The sequence below is a fragment of the Pseudomonas segetis genome (assembly GCF_900188155.1).
GTDB classification, from domain to species: Bacteria; Pseudomonadota; Gammaproteobacteria; order Pseudomonadales; family Pseudomonadaceae; genus Aquipseudomonas; species Aquipseudomonas segetis.
Genome location: NZ_FZOG01000009.1, coordinates 99,981 through 113,406, shown reverse-complemented (window position 1 = coordinate 113,406; position 13,426 = coordinate 99,981). Strand labels below are relative to the sequence as shown.

17 protein-coding genes are annotated in these 13,426 nt (G+C 58.3%); all 17 read right to left on the bottom strand.

The annotated features are described in order from the left end of the window. Positions 1 to 13: 13 nt before the first annotated feature. Complete coding sequence (locus CHB79_RS21035; RefSeq protein WP_089361343.1) at positions 14 to 505, bottom strand: C40 family peptidase; 492 nt, start codon at positions 503 to 505, stop codon at positions 14 to 16. After that, positions 502 to 1,092: a phage tail protein gene (locus CHB79_RS21030; protein WP_245851616.1), complete on the bottom strand. Its 591-nt coding sequence runs from the start codon at positions 1,090 to 1,092 to the stop codon at positions 502 to 504. The genes CHB79_RS21035 and CHB79_RS21030 overlap by 4 nt, the downstream gene beginning before the upstream one ends. Beyond that, complete coding sequence (locus CHB79_RS21025) at positions 1,093 to 1,677, bottom strand: hypothetical protein (RefSeq protein WP_089361341.1); 585 nt, start codon at positions 1,675 to 1,677, stop codon at positions 1,093 to 1,095. It abuts the gene before it with no gap. After that, entirely contained in the window at positions 1,678 to 2,301 is a 624-nt protein-coding gene (locus CHB79_RS21020) for a YmfQ family protein (protein ID WP_089361340.1), read from the bottom strand. Beyond that, complete coding sequence (locus tag CHB79_RS21015; protein ID WP_176443241.1) at positions 2,289 to 3,338, bottom strand: baseplate J/gp47 family protein; 1,050 nt, start codon at positions 3,336 to 3,338, stop codon at positions 2,289 to 2,291. Before CHB79_RS21015 ends, CHB79_RS21020 begins: the two co-directional genes overlap by 13 nt. Then, on the bottom strand, positions 3,328 to 3,777 hold the full coding sequence (locus tag CHB79_RS21010; RefSeq protein WP_089361338.1) for a phage GP46 family protein: 450 nt from the start codon (positions 3,775 to 3,777) through the stop codon (positions 3,328 to 3,330). Before CHB79_RS21010 ends, CHB79_RS21015 begins: the two co-directional genes overlap by 11 nt. Beyond that, positions 3,777 to 4,307 carry a phage baseplate assembly protein V gene (locus CHB79_RS21005; RefSeq protein WP_217898878.1) on the bottom strand — a complete coding sequence of 177 codons (531 nt, stop codon included), beginning with the start codon at positions 4,305 to 4,307 and terminating at the stop codon, positions 3,777 to 3,779. Before CHB79_RS21005 ends, CHB79_RS21010 begins: the two co-directional genes overlap by 1 nt. Further along, entirely contained in the window at positions 4,307 to 5,383 is a 1,077-nt protein-coding gene (locus CHB79_RS21000) for a phage baseplate assembly protein (RefSeq protein WP_089361337.1), read from the bottom strand. Before CHB79_RS21000 ends, CHB79_RS21005 begins: the two co-directional genes overlap by 1 nt. Continuing rightward, a complete protein-coding gene (locus CHB79_RS20995) occupies positions 5,376 to 6,680 on the bottom strand; it encodes a DNA circularization protein (protein WP_089361336.1) in 1,305 nt (434 codons plus the stop codon). The genes CHB79_RS21000 and CHB79_RS20995 overlap by 8 nt, the downstream gene beginning before the upstream one ends. Before the next feature lie 238 nt (positions 6,681 to 6,918). After that, positions 6,919 to 8,967: a phage tail tape measure protein gene (locus tag CHB79_RS20985; protein ID WP_089361334.1), complete on the bottom strand. Its 2,049-nt coding sequence runs from the start codon at positions 8,965 to 8,967 to the stop codon at positions 6,919 to 6,921. Between the two features lie 120 nt (positions 8,968 to 9,087). Next, positions 9,088 to 9,447 carry a phage tail assembly protein gene (locus CHB79_RS20980; RefSeq protein WP_176443240.1) on the bottom strand — a complete coding sequence of 120 codons (360 nt, stop codon included), beginning with the start codon at positions 9,445 to 9,447 and terminating at the stop codon, positions 9,088 to 9,090. Between the two features lie 2 nt (positions 9,448 to 9,449). Beyond that, positions 9,450 to 9,806: a phage tail tube protein gene (locus tag CHB79_RS20975; RefSeq protein WP_089361332.1), complete on the bottom strand. Its 357-nt coding sequence runs from the start codon at positions 9,804 to 9,806 to the stop codon at positions 9,450 to 9,452. Positions 9,807 to 9,821: 15 nt separating this feature from the next. Then, the gene (locus CHB79_RS20970; RefSeq protein ID WP_089361331.1) at positions 9,822 to 11,309 is read right to left on the bottom strand and encodes a phage tail sheath subtilisin-like domain-containing protein; all 1,488 of its coding nucleotides are present in this window, start codon (positions 11,307 to 11,309) and stop codon (positions 9,822 to 9,824) included. Continuing rightward, complete coding sequence (locus CHB79_RS20965; protein ID WP_089361330.1) at positions 11,309 to 11,533, bottom strand: DUF2635 domain-containing protein; 225 nt, start codon at positions 11,531 to 11,533, stop codon at positions 11,309 to 11,311. Before CHB79_RS20965 ends, CHB79_RS20970 begins: the two co-directional genes overlap by 1 nt. Continuing rightward, positions 11,530 to 12,087, bottom strand: a complete 558-nt coding sequence (locus tag CHB79_RS20960; protein WP_089361329.1) for a phage protein Gp37 — start codon at positions 12,085 to 12,087, stop codon at positions 11,530 to 11,532. The genes CHB79_RS20965 and CHB79_RS20960 overlap by 4 nt, the downstream gene beginning before the upstream one ends. Further along, positions 12,087 to 12,500: a gp436 family protein gene (locus CHB79_RS20955; RefSeq protein ID WP_176443239.1), complete on the bottom strand. Its 414-nt coding sequence runs from the start codon at positions 12,498 to 12,500 to the stop codon at positions 12,087 to 12,089. Before CHB79_RS20955 ends, CHB79_RS20960 begins: the two co-directional genes overlap by 1 nt. A gap of 11 nt (positions 12,501 to 12,511) precedes the next feature. Next, positions 12,512 to 13,414 (bottom strand): Mu-like prophage major head subunit gpT family protein, encoded by a 903-nt coding sequence (locus tag CHB79_RS20950; RefSeq protein ID WP_089361327.1) that lies wholly within the window; start codon positions 13,412 to 13,414, stop codon positions 12,512 to 12,514. Between the last annotated feature and the right edge of the window lie 12 nt (positions 13,415 to 13,426).

The following is a 13,426-nucleotide window of genomic DNA, read 5'->3' as shown; positions in this document are numbered from 1 at the left end:
TGGTCGCCCTCTCTTAAATCAAATTCAATAAATCCAGTGGCCGCTCCGGCCGCTGGTATGGATGGGCAAGCATCCAGAGGTGTTGAGGCGTGATCCTAGCGACCTCATCCTCGCGAAAGAGCGGCGACTTGCCCGCCGCAAATGCCCATGCAACCAACTCACTGCAAAACCAACTGTCAGCCTGCTGCCAGTCGCGGTTACGCAGTGCAATGCCCGCGCAACCTAACCAGTCGTATGGCTTCTCCAGTTGGCGCCTTGCGGCGTCGATAACGGCCAATGCGTCAGCGACTGGGAACTCGACCACGGCCGCCCGGCTTGCGAGTGAGAGTCTATTTTCTAGGCTCTCAATAACCACGCCATGCGGTGCAACAGCACCGATCAAGACGGGCACACCCGATGTTTCATCAATAAGGTCAACGTGAGACCAAGCCGACCAGGTCAATGTTCTGATCGCTAGGCTGCCAAGATGGTGGCGGCGGGTGAAGAGCAACCGGATTTTGTTCATACGTTTGCTCCAGCGCTATTACCCACGCCTCCAATCGCAGCATTAATTGCCGCAATGGCTTGATCGGCAATTTGCTCCGCCTGTTCTTGGTTGCCTTCCTGCATTGCCAGGCGCACTTGCTCTTTTGCATTCAACCGCGTCTCACGCAAGCGGTAGAGCGCCTCAGTGTAGGCTGCTGCCTCGCCCAGTATGCTGTCAGCGGCTTGTTGGGCGGTTCTCCCACTGATAGCCCATGCAGCGACCGTCCGAGGTACTGATTCAGTTGGGTAGCCAGCGTCTTTGAAGGCTTGTGCCTCACTAGCTGCACGTTCGTACTCGGTGGCGCGGAGTGGATCACCTGCAACAGCAAGACGGGCCGCGTCGGCGGCACGATCAATACCGGCACACAACTCTTGGTGGGTCTGCGGCGGTGGGGCGACAAGGAAAGGCAGCCCAGCAGAATCGTGACTCCGAACCATTCCGCTAGCAGGTTCTGCAATTACGCTTAGATATAGCTCATCACTGATGGGCACAGCGTCTGCTGGGATATCTGAATGAACGCCTTCTGCGTATGTGGTTCCAGTTGTTGCGCTATAAAGTCGTTTCATTTATCGGCCCACCGAAAAAATTCTGCCCGCCTGGCTTCCCGTGGCGTAAAGGTGTTGGATTCTCACAGCCCCGTTGCCGTCCGGTGCAACGTTCATGGTGGCTTGAGCGGGGATTGCAATATTCCCAACCGCAACGAAGTGGCTATTTGGAAAAGCAAAAGGGAGTGGGTAACTAACAGTCGAACTTGGCGGCATCGTTACGCTCATCCACTGGAAACCAAAGCCACTCAACCAGGTCGGTAAGAAGAAATAGCCGTTGGCATTAAACGAGTAAAGCAGCCCATGCTTTAGCTTCTTTGGCGTTACTGAAACATCATCACGCGCGCCTGCATCAACTTCGGGTTGTGTCGCAATGCGCTCCCCAAACAGCTTCCCAGCAATACGTTTGATAGCGGCCACTAACTGACCATTATCAGCCTTATCCAGAGCAGTCCCATCGTCTTCAACGACCGCTACCACTTCCCGCTGCAGCATGTTGAAGTACTCCGCCAGCATCGGTGTGGCCTGCTGCCCGCTCGCAGGGTTTCCTGAGCGCCACTCGCCCTCATCAGTTACCCGGTCTGTGTATGCGCCTACCTTTTCCATTTATTCCTCCAGATACCCTATTTGCAGGATTAACCAACTCGGCGCGGCATGCCGCAGCGAGCATTCAACAAGTTCGTTGCCCCAAGAACGCAACGGATCGCCGATCACGGATTCACCGATAATCGATTCACGTACAACACCTGAGGGCAGTAACACGCGCCAAGTCAGATCCCAGTGGGCACCGTTGATGTCATCGCCTATTACCGACCCGGTATGGCCGGTCGCTGTATCGACCTCGACCGTCGCCTCGCGAAACTCCAGTACCTGAGCACCGGCATAGCCGAGGCCCTCTGCCAAATCCAAATAATCTTGGGCAATTAAGCCGCCGCCTCCGACGATTCGCCCGATCAGTGCGGCTTTTCGATCTGCCATCGATTGTTCTGCAGGCGCGCATGACGATGGCAGGCCATAACTGGCTTCCCACTCTTCAAAGGTGTACAGCGCCTGGCGCGGGTCAGCCTCGGGAAGAAGCGCCACGGCGCGTTCATCAATGCGAGCAAACTCGCTGGCTTGACCTCCCAGAAGGCGCTGCAGGGTTGAGTCCAAAGCTGAGTTCCAGACGATGCCTTGCGGCAACAGCGCAAAAAGCTGCTGGCGATAGTCGTCAGCCGTCAGACCAGCCACTCAACACCTCCCCAGATGGCTAACTCGCCGTGGGCATGGGGCACGCTGGCCACTGGTGTCTCCAGTTCGTAGTCCGTCACACCGGCAGCGGTGCCAATGGCCGTGCGAATCTGTGAAATAGGCAGAGTGGCGCCGGGAGAACTGGTGCGCAGAATGAGGTCACGCAGGGACTGCTCTACAGCAGATCGCACTTGGCTATTATCCGGCGTAACCCTGATTTGCGGGATAAATGGCACAGGCTCAGGCGCGATCACATACACATGCGCCGTGACATTGCGTCGCGTGCCTATATAGGCAAACACGTCGTCGAGCAGTTGCTGAGAAGGCAGCGGCCCGTCCACGGCGTCATCAGCCATGATGCGAATAACAATAGTGCCAGGCCCCATACCCATGGGATCTTCCCAGGCACGGGTAACGCCCGAGACCTGTAACGCCCACTCGACCCAATCACCTTCTGCACCGCCACGAGGTATGCGCGCCCGGCGCAACATGATGCGATCACGCCAACTGTCGAAGGTCTCGATATCCGCACCGCCCGTGATGCCAGTGCCCCCAACAATTGCGTTGGCGTTGACGCCAACAATAGGGGCAACCAAAGTCAGGCGAGCGCCCTCCGATTGACGGCCTGCACTTCCGGCATCGAGCGCCTCTACATCAACGGTTGCGGTATTGGCTGCAAAGGTAACGTCTTCAACCGTGCGGTATTCCAAGCCATCGATCTGTACCAGAGTGCCCGCATCGAGCACCGCGCCTACGGTTCCGGTGAAGATTACCGGCCCGCTAGCGGTGGTCGCCTCGCGACGGGGTACGCCAACACTGTGCAAATGCAGCAAATCGTCATCGCAGCTTTCCGGGAACAGCTGGCGCTCCAACCATTGCAGATAGCCATACAGCCCGTGAGCCACTCCGGCCTCGCCAGTTGCGAGCAACTTAGTCAGCCTCCGGGCCAAACTGGCCTCGGCCCCAGGCAAACGGGAGACTAGGTCATTGTCGACGCGCCCAATCAGTTCGGGCAGCGAAGGCCGCTTAAATCCCATCGGTAACTCCCCATACATAGTCAAAACGGCGATTTAGTACGCTGTTTCCAGAGCGCTCAATGCCCACAATTAGTTGCAGCACACCCCGGCGCAGATGAATGGCATCAACTTCAACTGAGGTGGCAATACCGTCCTCAGTAATCCACTCCAGCGCCTCGCTGGCGTACTCACGCGCCCGGCGCAAAACCTCATCCAGTTCTTTTTCGCGACTGAGCAGCCATAGGCGCGAGCCGTGTGGCTGGGCCGAATAGGCATCGCCCCACCAGCCGCGCCGGTCGGTTCCGCCATCCGGCAATACGTCCTCGGCCAGCGCTCGGCGGTCGGTGTAAAGCGAGAGCAACACTGCGGTTTCCAGCGTCGAATCGGTGATCAGGTCGCCGTCGGCGATGGCTAGGTCGAAGGCCTTTGCCTCGGCGTCATAAACCAGAGCGACATCCATCAGACCATCCCCTGATTTGGGCCAGCGCCGCCATGGTTGTGGCTGTTATAGATGCCACGCATGTCCTGCATGGTGCTGGTGTGGTCACGCACATTGCCTGCGACCTCAAGGTCACCGTCCATGGTCACCACTGGGCATTCAACGAATGCAAGCGGCAAGCCTGCGCCCTTAATCACAATGCCGTCGCGGGTCAGGTGTACGCTCTGACCAAGGTCGTCATAGAGCGCGACCTCTCCAGTCTTGAGAGACGCCAAGCGATAGCGTCGATCATCCACAGCGATGGCAACCAGGTGCGCCCGAGCCCCGCCAACCGAGGCGACAATGCCCTCGGCGCCTGGGTGCGGATTAGACGTCAGGCCGTACGACTGGAACCGTTCGGCCCAGGCTGGCGACTCACCTAAAAGCGTCACTTGAACGGACTGCAGGCTCTGAGCATCGTCGACCAACTTCAATACACCACGGCTCACCAGCAGGCGCATACGGCGCCAAACTGGGCCAAGCATTCGTTGCCACTTACGTTCTTCGTTCATCACCAGCCCCAATCGCCCGGTTTCTTTTTGCCGTCGCTGCTACTGCTGGACGGCTTAGGCTCAGCGATAGGGATCGGCTCGAATGCTGCGGGCGGCACCACGCGTAACTCGGCATAGCGCCCGTCTAGACCCTCAATCAATTGCACATCGCTAATTAGAAGCGGCTCATCCAGTCCCAAATAGGCGTCGCGCACGGGCACCAGGTCGCCTGGCCGCCAGATACCTTGTTCGTGCTTCCAGCCGCTGACGGTGTAGGTCACGCCACGGCCTTTAGCCCAGCGCATACGCGACTCCAGCTCAGCCCGTGCAGAGCAATCGCTGCTGTCGGCCGGTGTATCGCAAACCACAAGAGTGGTGCGCGGGCGGCGTACCCGAGGATCACGCGCTACCCCACGGGGGCTGGATGCTTGGGTTCCGTTCCAGTCGTTATCGCCTGGGGTTTGCCCCTCGACGATGTACTCATTAAACCGATCGCGGTTGCTGAACACCCCGGAAGCACGGCGGATGTTTACGCCCAATACCAGCGCTGTAGTGATCTTGCGCTGAACTGCATGCACGATCACCAAGTTGCCCTGGGCGTCACTGACCACCCGCGCACCACGAATTTGCGCAGCACGCTCGATCGCCTCGGCAATGGGTTGGCCATCTTCCAAAGCAAATGCCCGGAATGGCTTACCGGCATTAACGGTGTCGATGACCTCAATGCCGTAAGGCTGTGCCAAAGACCGCGCAATTTGCAGCAATGTCCGACCGTCGAGGCGCTGTTCTTGGCCGCTGCAATCAATCAGGTCGGCCGCACGGCTGCGCCCACTAGCGGCAATGGTGTGTTGCTCTGCGTCATAGTCGGGAAGTACTTCATCGAGATAGCCGGTCAACACCAGCTCATTGCCGATCGACACGGTGCAAGCCGAATCAGGCGAGACCGGGCGAACCTCACCAGATTCGGCCCAGCGCTCGGTCAATGTGAGCTCGAACTGATCGGCGATCTGCTCAAGGGACATACGAATACGCACCTCTTGCCAGCCGACATGCAGCTCGCTACCGATCTGCAGAATGACGCGCTCTTGTTCAATCACTGAGCACCTCCAACACCATACCGCCGCGCAGTGCGCCAGGGTGCCGAACGCTATTGCGCACACAGATTTCATCCGCTCGGGTGGCGTCACCATATAGCCGGTGGGCAATTACTACTGCGGGCAGAGTTACCTGCGGCGTGTAGGTGCTGATGTTTGGCAGAGCCAGCGCTCGGCTGCGCAAGTCCGTAGACAGCGCCGCACGTAGCACGATTAAAGCGTTGAACACGTCATCGTTGATCGGCTCAACAGTTTGTATCTGCTGATCAATCAAGTTCAGCGCATCAGTCCCGGCCGCGTCAGCATCTTGGCGGGATACCCAGTCGGTTTCCGCGACCACTCGGGCGGCCGTTACGGCGGCCAAGCGGCCATTGAGCTGGGCAGCGGCCACAATGTTATTGGCCCGCTGAATATTCTCGGGCGTATCCATAGGCGGAATATCCACAGCGTAACCGCTGGCGCTGGCTTCAGTTAGCATTCGTACAGCACGCACAGGTGTACCTGGTGCGAGCCGCAAACGGCCAAAGCCTGACGCTGACTGGCTGCTAGTGCTCAGGTTCAGCGCATTACGCGATGAACTGTCACTTTCGCCATTGCCCGACAGCGGACTATTACCGCTGTACAGGTCGAGCGCGTTGACCGGTCGCATCACGGCATTACGCAACTGGTTGTAGCCGCCCAGGATCATTCCAACGATGTTCGCCGGAAAGCGGATCACGCTCGTAATGTCTTCGGCAATGCCACCGATGAATTGCTCTAGGCCGTCGATCACCGACGCTAAGTCGCGTTCTATAGACGCAAGCGACCAACCTGTAAGGCCCTCGATGCTCCAGCGGTCAAGGAAGTCTTGATCGGTCAAAGCCTCAAGGATTTCAGCAGCCAGACCGACCTCTAGTTGAGTGTCGATGCTGGTTTCCGGCATTAACTGCTGGCCGCTTTCGGTAAACGTCACCTCGAACACACACACTCCGCCTTCGCGGGTGCTTTCGCTGAAACGTGCGTCGGTGGCCACCGCCGACATTGTGCCTATATAAGGGTGCACCAGGGTCGCTGCACCAGGCGCATCCAACGCCTTAATCAGCTTGTCGCGCTGCTGGTCATAATCATCACCGGCCACGAACAGCGACAAGCGCCATTCCTTGGCCCGGCGCCCCATGTCCTCGGTATACGGCACGTCCCGGCGTGGATACTCGTGCACCAACCAGCGCCGACCGACAGTGGTATCAGAGCGCTCGACGAAGAAATCCGCACCTCGATAACTGCCACGCAGCTCAGGGTCTATACGTGTATGCCAGCTCATGTGCTAGGCTCCATGCATTTCCCGTATTTGGAGTACAGGTCATGAAACCAACTGAGAAAGCGACACTTATCGCTGTAGCAACCGGGGTAGCGGTTGGCGTTGTCATTTGCTTGGCTGGCGGCGCATCCCCTTGGTGGGCTCCGGTGGCTATTGGGTTCGTGTCTGCAGCAGGCGTGCACACGGCGCTCATCAAGAGCATGGCAGAGTCGAGAATAGCCGACGGTGAATAAAACTAGTCTCACGGCACCACCCCCAGCGTGCCGCTTTCTACGCTGTAATCTAGGCCGCCATTGCGTTTCAACGACGCAACACGCGGCCGACCTTCTGAATCAATCTTGATCCGAAGCTCACCGCCCACATCAGTACGCCCTTGGTTGCCTAGCATCATCGATCGACCGGCCACGGCGGAGTCACCTAGCTTAGGAACCAACGGTGCATTCGCGGCCGGTGCGCCTAGTTTGGTTGCTGCCGCAACGCTGGCGACCGGAGCGACCAACTTAGTGGGTGACGTGATGCTGCCAACTTGAGCCGATATACCGCTGCCGTTGGTAATCCAGTCCGGCAACCAGCCGCTCAAGGCGGTGACCTTTTGTTTCAGCCAGCTAGTGAGCTGATCGAAGCGACCGCGAATGCCGTCCCACAGGCCACCCACCCATTCTTCGCCAACTTCACTCAGCGGCCGTGCGCCGAACAGCTCGAACACAGCATCTATAGCTTTGACCAGTAGACCGACCGGGCTAAACGACAACAGACTTTTGGCAATGCCGCCAATGCCACCGACTATCCAGTCGGATAGAGTTGCAATCTTTTGCTTGAGCCAACCAGTGAGCGGCTCAAAGCGCTCACGAAGGCCATCCCATAAGCCACCGATCCACTCTTTACCGACTTCACTTAGAGGCCGCGCACCAAACAGGGCGAATACGGCATCAACAGCCTTGAGCAGTAATCCAGCCGGGCTGAACGACAGCAAATCTTTAGCGATATCGCCGATGCCACGGTCAAAGAACGCCTTGATCTGTACCCATAGGTTGCCGAACCAAACCGAAATGCCGTCCCAGTTGCGATAGATCAAGTAGACCGCGCCAGCTAGAGCGGTAATGCCGGTGATGATTAAGCCAATCGGTGTGGTGAGCAGTGCCAAAGACAGCGCACGAATACCCATAATCGCGGCAGGAATGGCGCGGGCTGCCATTCCGAGCAAGGTTTTCGAAAAGGATAAAACGCCCTTAACGGCCGCAACTGACATACTCCAAGCAAATTTGACCAAAGCGATAGTTGTTAAACCCAAAGAGAAGACCAGCTTGGTTGCCAGCAGCCCCGCCAGAATGACGATAAGATTCCCAAAGCCGCCGACCAGATTAGCAACCCACGCAACAGCATTCCCCACCGCCCGAAGCCCTGTCCAAAGCTGCTTTATTCCGGTCAGCAACTGCTGAGTCACCATGGCGCGGTTGGCTTTGGTCAAATCACGAAGCCCGCCGAGCCACTGGTTTACCGCTGGCAGCAGTGAGCTGAGTACGGCGGTTTTGATTGAGCCTAGCGACGTGCTGAGTTCGTCCATCTGGCGCACGTAGCGCCGGGATTGCTCAATGTCTTCATCACTCAGAATAGAACCACTGTCGCGGGCGGCTTGGCGCAAAGCGTCCAGTTGCTCGCGTGACTGGGTGAGCAAGGTAACCATTTGCTCGCCGCCACTGCCGCCGAACAGTTCGTCGAAGATCCGTTGTTTGGCAGCGTCGTTCTTGATTCTGCCCATGCGCGACTGCACCAGGTTGAGCAGTTTCTCGGTATCACCGGCAGTTGCCCGCAGGTCTTTAACGGTGATGCCCAAGCGCCCAAATGCATCGGCGGCACCACCAGAGCCGGTCACCACGAACTCATCGGTACGCAGGCTCAGTTCCTTAAAGCCATCAATTAGGGCGTCTTTTTCAACACTGAACTGCCGACCGGCATAGATCCATTCTTGAATCCAACCGGCACCAACACCCAGACGCTCGGAGGTGATCTTGATTTCATTGCCAAGGGTGGCCACGCCACCGACCATGCGGGTAATTGCCCAACCAGCTGCAGCAGCTGCGCCGCCCACCACAGCCAACCCTTTGCCCAGGGCAACGGCATGCCGGATGGTGCGAACCAACGCAGTTTGTACCCCACGGGCTGAGCGAACGAGCCCGTCGAGGCCAGCCCGGCGAGCCAGTCGGCCTAATGCTTGGGTTACGCGCCGAGCAGGCCCGCTGATCCGGTCAACCAGATCAAGGATCACCGATGTTCTGAGATCACCCGCCATGTTGCTTCATCTCCTGGGCCAATTTTTCCGCCTGGCCGTACCACCAGCGCAAGTCATCAAGTTCCATGTCCAACAGCTCCAGCGGGCTGAAGCCGGTGAACGACACCGCAACTACCCGAACTAAGGCGTCCCAGTCCGACGGCGCTTGGGCAAAAAAGGCTCAACCAGCGTCAGTACGACCTCCATGTCACGCGAGTCCAGTTCGTCCATTGCATTCGCTGGCGTGCCCGACAATGCGGCCACCAGCGCAAGGCTTTGGCCGATATCGCCCTTTGTCTGATCCATGGCCTTCATGTGCTTGCCCTTAACTTTCTTAACCAGGCGCAGCTCGGTCAGGGTGCGATCGCCGCCATCGAACTTGCTGTGCTTGTAGGTGATGGGCTCAAGCAGGGTGACCTGCACTTCATCGCCCAAATCCTGCACACGGGCGCGTTCCTCGTCGGAGAGATCCAGCGTGTCCAGATAACTTGCATTGCTCATCATCAGATCCTTTCGCAGCGGCGGGCGGCCATGTTCAAGCGCACTTGACCTTCGCCGGTATTAACTTCTGCCGTTTCGGTCACAAAAGCACCGCTCAACATGTAGTCCTGGCCGTTATCGCACTCGACCAAAACAGTGGCGTTTTTGATGGTATTGAGGTCAATCGGGTCAACCTCGGCGGTGTGCAGCACAGTGCACTGCAGCGTTGCTGCCACCGGCTCTTCGTTGTAGAAAACCCGCTTGCCCGCCATGCGCGTGGTGCGGTTAACCCCGCCGGGGTTGAGAGTTGCCCCCCGCTCTGTTGGGAACTCGACACCATCAACACGGATAGTGGCGATCCCGGTAACTTGTCCGCTCATACGGCCTCCTATGACTTAACGGCGAAATTGCGTTTGTTGGGCGTGAACGCGGTACTGGCCAATCAACATCGGCTGATCGATCACGTTGAGGCGGCTCGGGTCGGCCGGGTCGATACTGGCCTGCAGACTTTCCTTGTAGCCGTCGTAGTCGCGCACCCATGCGCGGTCGCCCATCAACGTTTGGCGGTACAGACTGAGCAGTTCGGCTTTGGCCACCTTTGGCGTCATGATCGGCTGGCTCGGGTCGTACAGCGCCCGATCTGCGTCCTCGGCCAGCTTGTGGCGGGCGTACTTTTGCGCGAACAGGCTGCGCTGCTCATAGCGGATACGCTCTAGGGTTTCGGGCGTGTTGATGTCGAGATAGCTGTCATCCGCCACGCCCGCCGAGTTGCGCTGGTAAGTGGTGATCTGGCGTTCGATTTGCACCGTGCCGTCGGTGGCCACCGTGTGGGTAGCGATGCCGTCATACAGCAGCAGGTTGCGCTCTGAGTCATCCCAGCGCAGACCTTCACGTGCGCCGATCAGCCCCGGCAACGGCAGGCGCTGCAGCGGACGCGAGGGATCGATCGCTAGGTTTTTAGCTGCGACAATGGCGTTCACCGCCGCCCAGATCCACGGCGCGCTCGGCGCAAGCCCCATGCCCATGATGCTGACGTGCGGCGAATTGCGGCCATTGCCCAGCGTGGCGGCAGCGCTGTGCGTGCCACGGAATGCTGCAAATGCACGGCCACCTTTTTGGCGCATAGGCCCATAACGACTGACTAGCTCGGCCTCGATCATCTCCAAAGAGGTGGTGTCGGTGTACGGCAGGCAAATCCAGTTCCACCACTCATCACCCATGGCCGCCACAGCGCCCATCAGTTCCGGGTTAACGGCGCCACCGGTTGGTTCAACCGAGGTCAGTATCAAACCCTGCGGGCGTTCTTCACCTTTCAGGCATTCGCCCAGGGAAATACCGTTACCGGTCAGTCCGCCCCAACGGCATTCGATGTTGACCTGCTCGGGCGTGACGTCGTCCAGAGCGGCGGTAACAGGCAAGCGACCGTCATCATTGATCGCATCGACAATCGCCTGGGCGGTAACCGCTGGTGTTGCCCCCGCAACCATCTCGCACCAAACCCGGTAACCGGCGATGTACAGCGCCAGAGGTCGAGTCTCGCTAGGCCCGGAGGTCACCAGAATGCTGCCCGCTGCCTTTTGGGCCAGCGCAGCATCTTCCAACGGAATGACCCACGTTTCGGTGTACAGGTCGACCGCTTTGATGGCGCGCAGTTGCTCGGCCAACATTGATCCGCGACCGAACAGCACATCACCTTCCTCGGCGCGGGTGATACGCACGGGCACCAGAGGTTCAGTCGTGCCCGAGCTGAGCATTTGACCGAGCACCAACAACTTGCCTTGGAACACGGCATTGCCAGCCAGACGGTTGTCAAACTCGATATACCAACCCGGAACCCGCAACGCGGCCGGAATGTCGTTGAATACTGTAGAGCTGATGGCCATTACTGTTTCCCCTCATTCTTGGCAGTAGTCACCGCCTGGGCCTTTTCTTTGGCGGGTGTTTCTTGCGCCATTTTTGGCACTGCTACGACCGAGCCGTCAGCCAAACGACGCTGCCAGTACGGCGACCAGGTAACGCTTTCACCTTGAGCGGCCAGCGGCTTGGCGTTGTCGGGCCTGCGCACGATCAACCCAGCTTCAGCGGGCTTAATTGTTCGTTGATTCATGGGTGCTCCTCGCCCGAAGGCAGGGTCAGATGTGTTTCTATATCCGGGCCGTCCGGCACCCGGCTGTTGGCGTGGTAGGTCTCAAAGTCGGCCAAATCATTGGCATCCAGTGGCGCTGGAAAAGGTGTTTTCAGGGTGTAAACAGCGCCATAGATGACGATGCCTTGCTGGTCGGCCCGGTCTGAATAAAGGTTGTCGACTTGTTCCAACTGCAGCGTGCCTACATCCTTTACAGCCAACCCATGCACCGCTGGCACAATGCGTTCCAGCAATTCATAAGCGCCCACCTGACGGTTGTTGCCCCGGCGCCGCTCGCGCTCTCCGCTGGCTTGGCCGGTGACCACATACACGGCGTAACGGCTGGTCATTGAGGCGCGACTACCGGGTAAACCACGTCCGCCTGACCATGCGATGTAGATACCAGGTACGTTGCGCCGAGCGGCCTTGAGGGTCTGTTCGTCCCAGTTGCCCGGCAGATCCTCAATTGTTCTTACATGCTGGCCGACCACCCGCTTGCAGCGCGCAATAATTTCGTCCTCGATCTGGGCGAACATCAGAAAACCCCGCCTGGAAAGCTACGCCGTCCTGGCATCATCATCACGTCACCGGCGCTTCGGATTTCGTCATCGACCGATGGCAAACCGAGCTTTACCGAGCCGTTGCCCACCAGACGCAAGAAGCGAATAGCGTCGTCGTACCGCTTGGTCACTTGCTCCGTTGCGCGATCGTCATACAATCGATAACGGGCGATATCGCAACCGTAAGCGGCTATCACTGGCGGCACTTTGACCAGTGGCAAGCGATACCCACCAGCAGCCAAACTGCCGTCAATTTCACCTGCAGCGTCCTCACACGCCCGCGCGACCTTGGGCTCATCGATCTCGCCAGTGGCCTCGACTTCGGCAATGTCGAGAATCTCATTGCGGCCGAAACGCTCGACCAATGCATCCACGGTCACGTAGGGCATGAGGGGCTCCATTAAGCTGCGCTAGGCAACCAAGGGTTGAGGATCAGTTTTGAGGTGCCAGCCCATTCGTTGGTCGCGCCATTGCTGGTCTGCGAGTTGTTCAACACTCGCAGCGCCGCACCTTCCATACCGTTTGGCACCATGGTGTGGCTGTGACGCAGGGCCAACGGACGGCCGTGATCACCCTTCAGTTCCTGCAGGCGGGCACGAGCCGCTTCGTAGGTTTCAGCGTTAAACGGTTCGTTACAGCGCACAGCCAATTGCCACAGACCAGGCCCCGCATTAGCACGGGCGTCCACACCGAACAGGAATTGATCGGTCATATACACACGTTCACTGTTGAGGTCGGTTAGGGCCTTGAAGGCGTAATCGCGGCGTTTCTGGAACACCACCGGCTTGATCACGCGGGTCAAGTCCATCAAGTACCAGGCTGCACCGGTGCCGCCCATGTCGTTGCTGACTTGGATTTCCTTACCCTTGTCATTGAACACGGTGTGGTTACCGAACAAGGCACGGCCGTCGTAGCACTTCGGGTTGCTGGTCAAGGTTTCGACCATCAACTCATTCGGGTGCTCACGGCTGGAACGACCAAACTCTTGATAAACCGGCGCATACAGACCGTAGGTATCGTCCTCGATCGCGTCACGGCTGACGCCTTCGGTCAGTTCAAACTTGCGGTTTTTAATGCTGAAATCACCCGATTCCAGACTGTGCACCACACGATCACCGATCCATTCACGAAGGCGCGGAAGGCCTTTTAGAAAGGGGTAAACCTCGACAGCAGTGCTCGATGGCACCACAGTGCAAACTTGCTCAAAGAGCGAGCCGTTATCGCCCAACGAGGCAAAGCCCTGCTGGAAATTCGTTTTGTAGGCCTTGAACAGCGCCTGCAGGTTGGCGGGGGTAAGATCCATTGCGTATGTCCT

Coding starts and splice junctions, on each gene's coding strand:
- CHB79_RS21035 (WP_089361343.1), bottom strand. CDS start 505: ATGAACAAAATCCGGTTGCTCTTCACCCGCCGCCACCATCTTGGCAGC.
- CHB79_RS21030 (WP_245851616.1), bottom strand. CDS start 1,092: ATGAAACGACTTTATAGCGCAACAACTGGAACCACATACGCAGAAGGC.
- CHB79_RS21025 (WP_089361341.1), bottom strand. CDS start 1,677: ATGGAAAAGGTAGGCGCATACACAGACCGGGTAACTGATGAGGGCGAG.
- CHB79_RS21015 (WP_176443241.1), bottom strand. CDS start 3,338: ATGGGATTTAAGCGGCCTTCGCTGCCCGAACTGATTGGGCGCGTCGAC.
- CHB79_RS21010 (WP_089361338.1), bottom strand. CDS start 3,777: ATGGATGTCGCTCTGGTTTATGACGCCGAGGCAAAGGCCTTCGACCTA.
- CHB79_RS21005 (WP_217898878.1), bottom strand. CDS start 4,307: ATGAACGAAGAACGTAAGTGGCAACGAATGCTTGGCCCAGTTTGGCGC.
- CHB79_RS20995 (WP_089361336.1), bottom strand. CDS start 6,680: ATGAGCTGGCATACACGTATAGACCCTGAGCTGCGTGGCAGTTATCGA.
- CHB79_RS20985 (WP_089361334.1), bottom strand. CDS start 8,967: ATGGCGGGTGATCTCAGAACATCGGTGATCCTTGATCTGGTTGACCGG.
- CHB79_RS20980 (WP_176443240.1), bottom strand. CDS start 9,447: ATGAGCAATGCAAGTTATCTGGACACGCTGGATCTCTCCGACGAGGAA.
- CHB79_RS20975 (WP_089361332.1), bottom strand. CDS start 9,806: ATGAGCGGACAAGTTACCGGGATCGCCACTATCCGTGTTGATGGTGTC.
- CHB79_RS20970 (WP_089361331.1), bottom strand. CDS start 11,309: ATGGCCATCAGCTCTACAGTATTCAACGACATTCCGGCCGCGTTGCGG.
- CHB79_RS20965 (WP_089361330.1), bottom strand. CDS start 11,533: ATGAATCAACGAACAATTAAGCCCGCTGAAGCTGGGTTGATCGTGCGC.
- CHB79_RS20960 (WP_089361329.1), bottom strand. CDS start 12,087: ATGTTCGCCCAGATCGAGGACGAAATTATTGCGCGCTGCAAGCGGGTG.
- CHB79_RS20955 (WP_176443239.1), bottom strand. CDS start 12,500: ATGCCCTACGTGACCGTGGATGCATTGGTCGAGCGTTTCGGCCGCAAT.
- CHB79_RS20950 (WP_089361327.1), bottom strand. CDS start 13,414: ATGGATCTTACCCCCGCCAACCTGCAGGCGCTGTTCAAGGCCTACAAA.